Origin of the sequence: Alteromonas sp. 14N.309.X.WAT.G.H12, assembly GCF_036697315.1 — a bacterium.
GTDB lineage: Bacteria > Pseudomonadota > Gammaproteobacteria > Enterobacterales > Alteromonadaceae > Alteromonas.
The window spans coordinates 1-7,964 of sequence record NZ_JBAHZB010000132.1 but is presented as its reverse complement, the minus strand read 5'-3'; the positions used below and the strand labels follow the sequence as shown (position 1 = coordinate 7,964).

Annotated in this window: 6 protein-coding genes; 5 read left to right on the top strand and 1 reads right to left on the bottom strand. The window is 43.9% G+C overall.

Going from position 1 to position 7,964, the window contains the following annotated elements:
* A partial coding sequence (locus V5298_RS18610) for an AAA family ATPase (protein ID WP_332932930.1) occupies positions 1-400 on the bottom strand: 400 nt, incomplete at its 3' end.
* Positions 401-601: 201 nt separating this feature from the next.
* On the opposite strand from V5298_RS18610, the gene seqA reads away from it, so the two are divergent.
* The 5 genes from seqA to V5298_RS18585 form a co-directional block, all read left to right on the top strand.
* Entirely contained in the window at positions 602-1,198 is a 597-nt protein-coding gene (gene seqA / locus V5298_RS18605; protein ID WP_332932929.1) for a replication initiation negative regulator SeqA, read from the top strand.
* A 48-nt stretch (positions 1,199-1,246) separates the two neighbouring features.
* Positions 1,247-2,899 carry a phosphoglucomutase (alpha-D-glucose-1,6-bisphosphate-dependent) gene (gene pgm / locus V5298_RS18600; protein ID WP_332932928.1) on the top strand — a complete coding sequence of 551 codons (1,653 nt, stop codon included), beginning with the start codon at positions 1,247-1,249 and terminating at the stop codon, positions 2,897-2,899.
* A 219-nt stretch (positions 2,900-3,118) separates the two neighbouring features.
* Positions 3,119-5,608: a glycogen/starch/alpha-glucan phosphorylase gene (locus tag V5298_RS18595; protein ID WP_332932927.1), complete on the top strand. Its 2,490-nt coding sequence runs from the start codon at positions 3,119-3,121 to the stop codon at positions 5,606-5,608.
* A 298-nt stretch (positions 5,609-5,906) separates the two neighbouring features.
* Entirely contained in the window at positions 5,907-7,217 is a 1,311-nt protein-coding gene (locus V5298_RS18590) for a bifunctional diguanylate cyclase/phosphodiesterase (RefSeq protein WP_332932926.1), read from the top strand.
* Between the two features lie 71 nt (positions 7,218-7,288).
* Positions 7,289-7,964 (top strand): succinylglutamate desuccinylase (locus tag V5298_RS18585; protein WP_332932925.1); only part of this gene is annotated, 676 nt, incomplete at its 3' end.

Sequence of the window (7,964 nt, the reverse complement as noted above, 5' to 3'; positions counted from 1 at the left end):
ATGCATGGGTTTCGCCGTCAATGCTAACCTGATTTTCTTCCATGGCTTCAAGGAGGGCACTTTGGGTTTTAGGTGAAGCCCGGTTGATTTCATCCGCCAGAATCAGCTCATTAAATATGGGGCCGGGATGAAAACGGAAATTATTTTTCTGCTGGTCAAACACATTGACGCCCAAAATATCAGCCGGTAAAAGATCAGAAGTAAACTGAATGCGGGAATAGGATAAATTAAACACCCCGGCTAAAGCATGGGATAGGGTGGTTTTTCCCATTCCTGGTAGATCTTCAATTAACAGATGCCCCTCAGCCAGCATACAGGTTATTGCCAGCTTGAGTTGGTGAGGTTTACCAATAATATGCTCTAAGAGCGTGGCTAAAATTTGCTGAAAATCTGTACGCATTCTTTTTACCTAAAAGGGCCCATATAAGCCATTATGCTATCAAGCTTACATAAATTTACGGTCACTCAGTCTATACCTAAGTATAGACTGAGTGGGCTTTAGTTCACTTTGATTAGTGATGAGGCAAATTCGTTGTTTATTTTGTGCTGTTATCGGTAGCCGGGTTGTCTATAATGATCCGGTTTATTAAGGAAGTACGCTATGAAAATAATTGAAATTGACGACGAGCTTTATCACTTTATCGCCGGTCAAACCAAACATATTGGGGAAAGTGCATCGGATATTCTTCGCCGATTGCTATTACCTGCCACAACTGCTGCAGAAAAAAGGGACACTCCCCCCGCGGCAAAACGCACCGTAAAAGGGGCTGATTCAGTACAAGGTAAAACCCCCGCACCTGCGAAAACCACACAACGCAGTGCACCGGTTTCGGTAACACCTGTGGTGACTTATGGCTCAGGTGATATTCTTGAGCGTTTGACCAAGAGCGCTTTGTTGACTTATACCAAACGGGTGGATCTCTTTTTGTTCATTCTGGCACAGTTATATGACATCCATGGTAATGATTTTGCTAAGGTTGAACAGATTAAAGGAAAAAACCGTATCTATTTCGCTACCAGTAAAGATGCATTGTTAAACACCGGTAGCAGTACTAATCCCAAGGCCATCCCAGATAGCCCCTATTGGGTAGTGACAAACAATAATACGGCGAAGAAAGTGGCCATGCTTGATCAGGTATTAACTGTGTTGGGTTATGGTGATGAAATCAGTGAGGCCGTGATTGCAAAATTTGCATAGCTAACATTCGACCTGCACGACGCAGATATAAATATATAAGGACAAAAAATGGCATTACATCCAGAAGCGGGGAAACCTGCTGCACCTGAACAGCTGATTAATGTACCTGAACTTATCACCCAGTATTTCTCGTATCAGCCGGATAAAAATGATCCGGCGCAAGCCGTTAGCTTTGGTACCTCTGGACATAGGGGAACAGCACAAAATGCCACTTTTACTGATGTGCATATAGCGGCAATTTGCCAGGCGCTTGCTGAATATCGTCAGGCCGAGAAGATCAAAGGTCCGCTTTATATTGGTAAAGATACCCACGCCTTGTCCGAACCGGCCATGATTACCGCTATCGAAGTCCTCGCAGCCAATGATGTTCAGGTGGTGATTCAGCGTAGTGATAATGCCAGTCGAGGTTACACGCCAACCCCCGTCATTTCTCGCACAATTATTCGCTACAATCGCCAGCGTCAGGAAGGGTTATCAGACGGTATTGTTATAACACCGTCTCACAATCCACCTAGCGATGGCGGATTTAAATATAACCCTCCCCATGGTGGACCGGCAGATAGCAAGGTTACCTCGCTGATCCAGGATAGAGCCAATGCCATTATTAGTGAGGGGAATCAGGCAGTAAAACGTGTGCCTATTCAACAACTCAAGGCAGCAGGTAAAGTTTGCGAAGACGATTTCATGGAGCCTTACATTGATGATTTGGCGCAAGTGGTGGATATGGCTGCCATCGCCAAGGCCAAGCTTAAATTAGGCGCAGATCCGCTAGGTGGTGCTGGCGTAGGGTATTGGGATCGCATCGCAGAAAAATATGACCTTGATATTACCGTGGTCAATGAGAAAGTGGATCCCCAGTTTGGTTTCATGCGCAGAGACAAAGACGGTAAGTTACGCATGGATTGTTCGTCAGCCTATGCCATGGCAGGGCTTATTGAGTTAAAAGATCAATTTGATTTGGCGTGGGGGAATGATCCTGATTTCGATAGACACGGCATAGTGTGTCCCAGTAATGGGTTAATGAATCCTAATCATTATCTGGCCGTGGCCATTAACTATCTTTATTCCCATCGTCCCGATTGGTCCGCGACCATGAAAATTGGTAAAACCTTAGTTTCCAGTTCGATGATCGACAGGGTTGCGGCGAATTTAGGCCGTGAAATCGCGGAAATGCCGGTGGGCTTTAAGTGGTTTGTGTCTGGCTTAACGGATCAGGAGATTGCCTTTGCCGGTGAAGAAAGTGCCGGTGGGATATTCCTCCAGCGAGATGGACAAACATGGGCGACAGATAAAGATGGCTTCATTATGTGCCTGTTAGCCGCAGAAATATTGGCGGTTACGGGTAAAGATCCCGGTGAGCATTATGCTGATCTACAAACTCAGTTTGGCTCGCCCTGCTATCAGCGGGTGGATGTTGCCGCCTCGTTAGAGGAGAAAGCGAAACTTTCTGCCATGGACAAATCCGTGGTTACCAGTGAGCAATTAGCCGGTGAACCCATTACTTCGGTGCAAACCCATGCGCCGGGGAATAATGCCGCCATTGGTGGGGTTAAGGTTTCAACGGAAAATGGTTGGTTTGCGGCGCGTCCTTCAGGAACGGAACAAATCTATAAAATCTATGCCGAAAGCTTCAATGGTGAAACTCACTTACAGTCTTTAATTAAAGAAGCCGAAGAATTGGTGGCTAAAATTATTAAGTAATGGGCTCATAAGACAATAAAAATTAATTTTATTGTTAACATTAGGTTAAATGAAGGGGCGCGCTTGAAAAAGCGCGCCTTTTTTCGTCGCTTTTAACATAAAAATTACAATAACCTGTTATTCGTGCTGCTATATTATTGTCATGAAAAAGTGTTTATATGTAATGTAATTACAGTTTTGGCACTTTGGGCTTATTGCGAGACGAGAGCGAGAACAAACATGAATGCGAAGATAGGTAATAAAACAGGGGCGCCAGCGGCCGCCGAAAATACCATCGCCAAGAAAGAATTCAAAGAGGCGGTTATCCAACATCTGCATTGCACCTTGGGTACCGACGAAAATAAAGCCAATAACCACGCATGGTGGAAAGCCACCTGCGCCACCATGCAAGAGCAAGTGCTTGAAGGCCTGCGTAAAACCCAAAAAAGTCATTACCTTAATGATACCCGAGCGGTGCATTATTTTTCTGCCGAGTTTTTAATGGGCCGATTATTGTCTAATAATCTTCAGAACTTTGGTTTATTTGATGTGGCCAATGAGGCACTAAAGGAACTGGGCGTAGAACTAAGCGATATTATGGAAGAAGAGCCAGATATGGCGCTGGGTAATGGTGGGCTTGGCCGGTTAGCCGCCTGCTTTATTGATTCCTTAGCGACCATGGAACTGCCTGCTATTGGCTATGGTATTCACTATGAACATGGACTCTTTCGTCAGGAAATCCAAAATGGTGCGCAGATTGAGCGACCAGACAGCTGGCGTGATTTTGGCAATCCCTGGGAAATATGTCGTCCGGAGTCGATTCAACAAATTTCCCTTTATGGCTATGTTGAAACCAAATATGGTGATAATGGCCGGATTCAAAAAGAGTGGCATCCGGGGTTAATTGTAAAAGGGGTGCCTTGGGACATTCCTGTGGTGGGATACGGCGGAAAAACGGTAAATGTACTGCGCTTGTGGAAAAGCGAGGCGTCTCATTATTTTAACTGGGATGTGTTTAATGCCGGCGGGTATGTTGATGCCCAGCGAGAAAATATTCAGGCAGAAACCATTTCTAAGGTGCTTTATCCTAATGATGAAACCGAAGCGGGGAAAGAGCTTCGTTTAATCCAACAGTATTTTTTCTGCTCCTGTTCGCTAAAAGATATTATTCGCCGTTACAAACGGGCCCACGGAGACGATTGGAGTCGGTTTGTTGAACAGGTGGTGATCCAACTTAACGACACCCATCCGGCAATCGCTATACCCGAACTCATGCGTATTTTGGTGGATCGGGCTGAACTGGATTGGGATAAGGCGTGGGATATTTGTACCCAGGTGTTTGCCTATACCAATCACACCTTGTTACCCGAAGCGCTGGAGAAATGGCCAGCCAGAATGCTGGAGAAAATTCTACCCAGACATCTGGAAATTATCTACGAAATCAACCATCGCTTTATGGCTTTAGTGGATAAAAAATGGCCAGGGGATAACAGCAAAAAGGCCGCGTTGTCGATTATTGAAGAGAGTAACGAGAAAATGGTTCGCATGGGCCATTTATCGGTTATTGGTTCATTTGCAGTCAATGGTGTGGCTGAAATTCATTCAAAACTGGTTAAGCAAAACCTTTTTCCTGAATTTGATGAACTTTGGCCTGGAAAACTGACCAATGTCACCAATGGTATTACCCCCCGTCGGTGGCTAAAAGCCTGTAACCCCGCGCTGTCTAAACTTATCGATAAGAAAATCGGCACCGACTGGCCAACCCAACTAACTAAGCTTGAAGGGCTACTTAAATACGCTAAAAACAAAACCTTTCAAAAGCAGTTTATGAAAGTGAAACTTGAAAACAAGAAACGTTTAGCGGCTGAAATTAAAACCTTATTAGACATTGATGTTGATGTGAATGCGATTTTTGATGTGCAGATTAAACGCTTGCATGAATATAAACGTCAACACCTTAATTTGTTGCACATTATGTCACTGTATCGTCGCTTATTGGAGAACCCAGACTACGATATGCATCCTCGGGTATTTATCTTCGGCGCAAAAGCGGCTCCAGGATACAAGCTAGCAAAAGATATTATTTATGCCATCAATAAAGTGGCCGATAAAATTAATAATGATCCTCGGGTGAATGGTAAAATTAAGGTGGTGTTTTTACCGAATTATCGGGTTTCCTTGGCTGAAAAAATGATCCCCGCATCGGATGTTTCTGAGCAAATTAGTACTGCAGGTAAGGAAGCATCGGGTACCGGGAATATGAAACTGGCATTAAACGGTGCCCTTACCATAGGTACTCTGGATGGCGCGAATATCGAAATTGCCGAAGAAGTGGGTGAGGATAACATCTTTATTTTCGGGCTAGATGTTGACCAAGTGCATGAGTTAAAGAGTAATGGCTATAATCCTTATGACTTCTATTACAAAGATGCAGAGATAAAAGCGATACTCGATTGGTTAGAAACTGACTACTTTACGCCTGGTCGGCCCGGCGCGCTGGTGTCCATCAAACAAAGCCTCTTGGATCAAGGCGATCCCTATTTGGTATTGGCCGATTTTAGAGCGTACTCTGATGCACAAAAACGAGTCGATGAAGCTTATCGAGATAAAGATAGATGGGCAGAAATGGCCATCATAAATACAGCGAAAATGGGCAAGTTTACCTCAGATCGTTCTATTGCTGACTATGTTTCACGGATCTGGAAACTGTCATCTTGTGAGGTTCGCTAATTGAATGAAAATATTTTAGCGGGTTATTTTAAGGCGATAATTGGTTAACCAAATCGTACAAAATAAAAGCAGGCTAAGGCCTGCTTTTTTGTAAGAAAGGATTTCTCGCAATGACGATACACCCTTAATTGTTCGATTTTTTATTATATATTTAATGCGCTTACGTTGTTTGTAATGTGAAATATTTTATCCTAATGTATTCCCCGTTTTCTGAAATAAAACTTGCCCGCTGTCAGACAACATGTTTCTATAAAGAAATGTTATTAATCTATTTTATGTGTTTTTTTGAGTACAAATAATGACTCGCCTGCATCAGAGCTTGGCTACAATTCCCAATCGTTATGCCTTTATTGATTCCATCGAAAAAGGCGCTAAAGAGTTCGACCATTTTGCCCTTATGTTGGTGGATATCGTGCGCTTTTCAGACGTCACCACCAGCTTGGGGATTCGAGTGGCAGACCGATTTTTACTTGAGGTAGCCAATCGTCTCATCCTGTTATTTGACGATGCGGTGTATTTTGGTCGTATAAGTGGCGACGTTTTTGGCATCGTATTACCCAATACAATGAAGACGCAAGATTTACAAGCGCAGTTTGATTACCTGATTGAGCATTTTAAAATGCCCCTACTTTTGGATAATCATGCCTTTATTGCCGATTTTAATGTGGGTGCGGTATGTGGTGACACCGCCGATTTTGACTTAACGGCGTTTATGTCGCGGGCGGAAGCGGCCCTTAAACTCGCGAAAGAAAACAAATACCAGAACTTTCATATGATTGCCATGGCAGATAAAGCGCATACCGGTCACCATCTGGCATTAAAGGCTGATCTCAAACGGGCACTGTTGGAAAATGAGCTTGAGCTCTATTTTCAGCCTCAGATTGATTTGCAAACCCTTAAGATTGTCGGTGCCGAATGCTTATTGCGCTGGAATCATCCTACGGCAGGCGTGTTGTTTCCCGGCCCCCTTATTGAGGCGGCTGAGTCATATAATATGATGAATGAGCTGGCCTATTGGACCTTCGAACAAGCTTTTATCAATATGATGCGAATGGATCGTTTGGGGATGAATATTTCGTTGTCGGTAAATATTTCCCCTACTCAGCTTTATGACAGTAAACTCATCCCCACACTGGAGTTATTGCGAGACAAATATGCGCTTGATCTTTCTCGCTTTGAACTGGAATTAACTGAAGACGTAGCACTGTCAAATTCACTCATGGTAAAGAAACAGCTTAGTGAGCTAAATACCCTGGGCCTGAATATTGCGGTGGATGATTTTGGTAAAGGTTATTCTAACCTTGCTTATATTCGTTCTCTAACGATGCACTCTTTGAAAGTTGACAAAACCTTTGTGATGGAACTTACCCATAATAAGGTGAACAAAGCCATCATACAGGCAGCGAAAATGATTGGTGAAGCCAAGCAATGTGAAGTTATTGCTGAAGGCATTGAAACCATTGAACAACTCCATATATTAAGAGACATTGGCATTGCCGTGGGGCAGGGTTACCTCTTTTCCCGTGCTCTACCTTTGGCGGCCTTTGTTCAATTGGCTGAATCAGACATTATGGTGGGCGGTTCGCCCTTACGCCGCTCGTTGGTGTAAAGGCGTGTCCGGTTGTCTTTTTAGTCGCCCACAAGATAAAATATTTTTTTGCCTAATTAATCAGGAAAACAATGCGCAGTCGATTGCTTGCTTATGGTGATTTTTTAAACCTTTCACGGTTTTCTCCTCTCACGATTACTGCTGATGAGTTTATTTTACCCTCAGGTGTGAAAGTGAATATTATCGGGCCGGGAATTATCCAATTCTATCCACCCGATGTATCCCAGCGTCATCAGTTTATTGTTCTCTCCAGTGGTATTCATGGGAATGAGACGGCACCTATTGAGCTATGCGACGAGCTAGTAAAACAAATCTTTTTAGGTGCGTTAATTCCGGTGCATCCGGTTATGTTTTTGTTCGGCAACTTAGACGCCATGGCAATAGCCGAGCGGTTTGTTGAAGAAAACATGAATCGAATGTTTGGCGAGCCTTATTCGGCGACACAACCCACGACCAATAGAGAGCAGCGCCGGGCCAAAACACTCAAAAAAGCCGTAGCGGAATTTTTTGCACAAGCACCCGCAAAAGCGATGCGTCTTCATTACGATCTACATACCGCTATTCGTGAATCGAAAAATGAGAAGTTTGCGGTTTATCCCTATTTGCATGATAAGCCCTATAGCCGTTACCAGTTGGCCATGCTTAATGCCTGTGGCGTACAAACGGTACTTTTGTCTGCTTCGCCGACCACGACCTTTAGTTACTATTCGTCGCAGTATCATCAAGCCCATGCCTTTACCGTTGAAC

Excerpts from the sequence above, each read along its gene's own strand:
- seqA (WP_332932929.1), top strand. The coding sequence starts at position 602 with ATGAAAATAATTGAAATTGACGACGAGCTTTATCACTTTATCGCCGGT.
- pgm (WP_332932928.1), top strand. The coding sequence starts at position 1,247 with ATGGCATTACATCCAGAAGCGGGGAAACCTGCTGCACCTGAACAGCTG.
- V5298_RS18595 (WP_332932927.1), top strand. The coding sequence starts at position 3,119 with ATGAATGCGAAGATAGGTAATAAAACAGGGGCGCCAGCGGCCGCCGAA.
- V5298_RS18590 (WP_332932926.1), top strand. The coding sequence starts at position 5,907 with ATGACTCGCCTGCATCAGAGCTTGGCTACAATTCCCAATCGTTATGCC.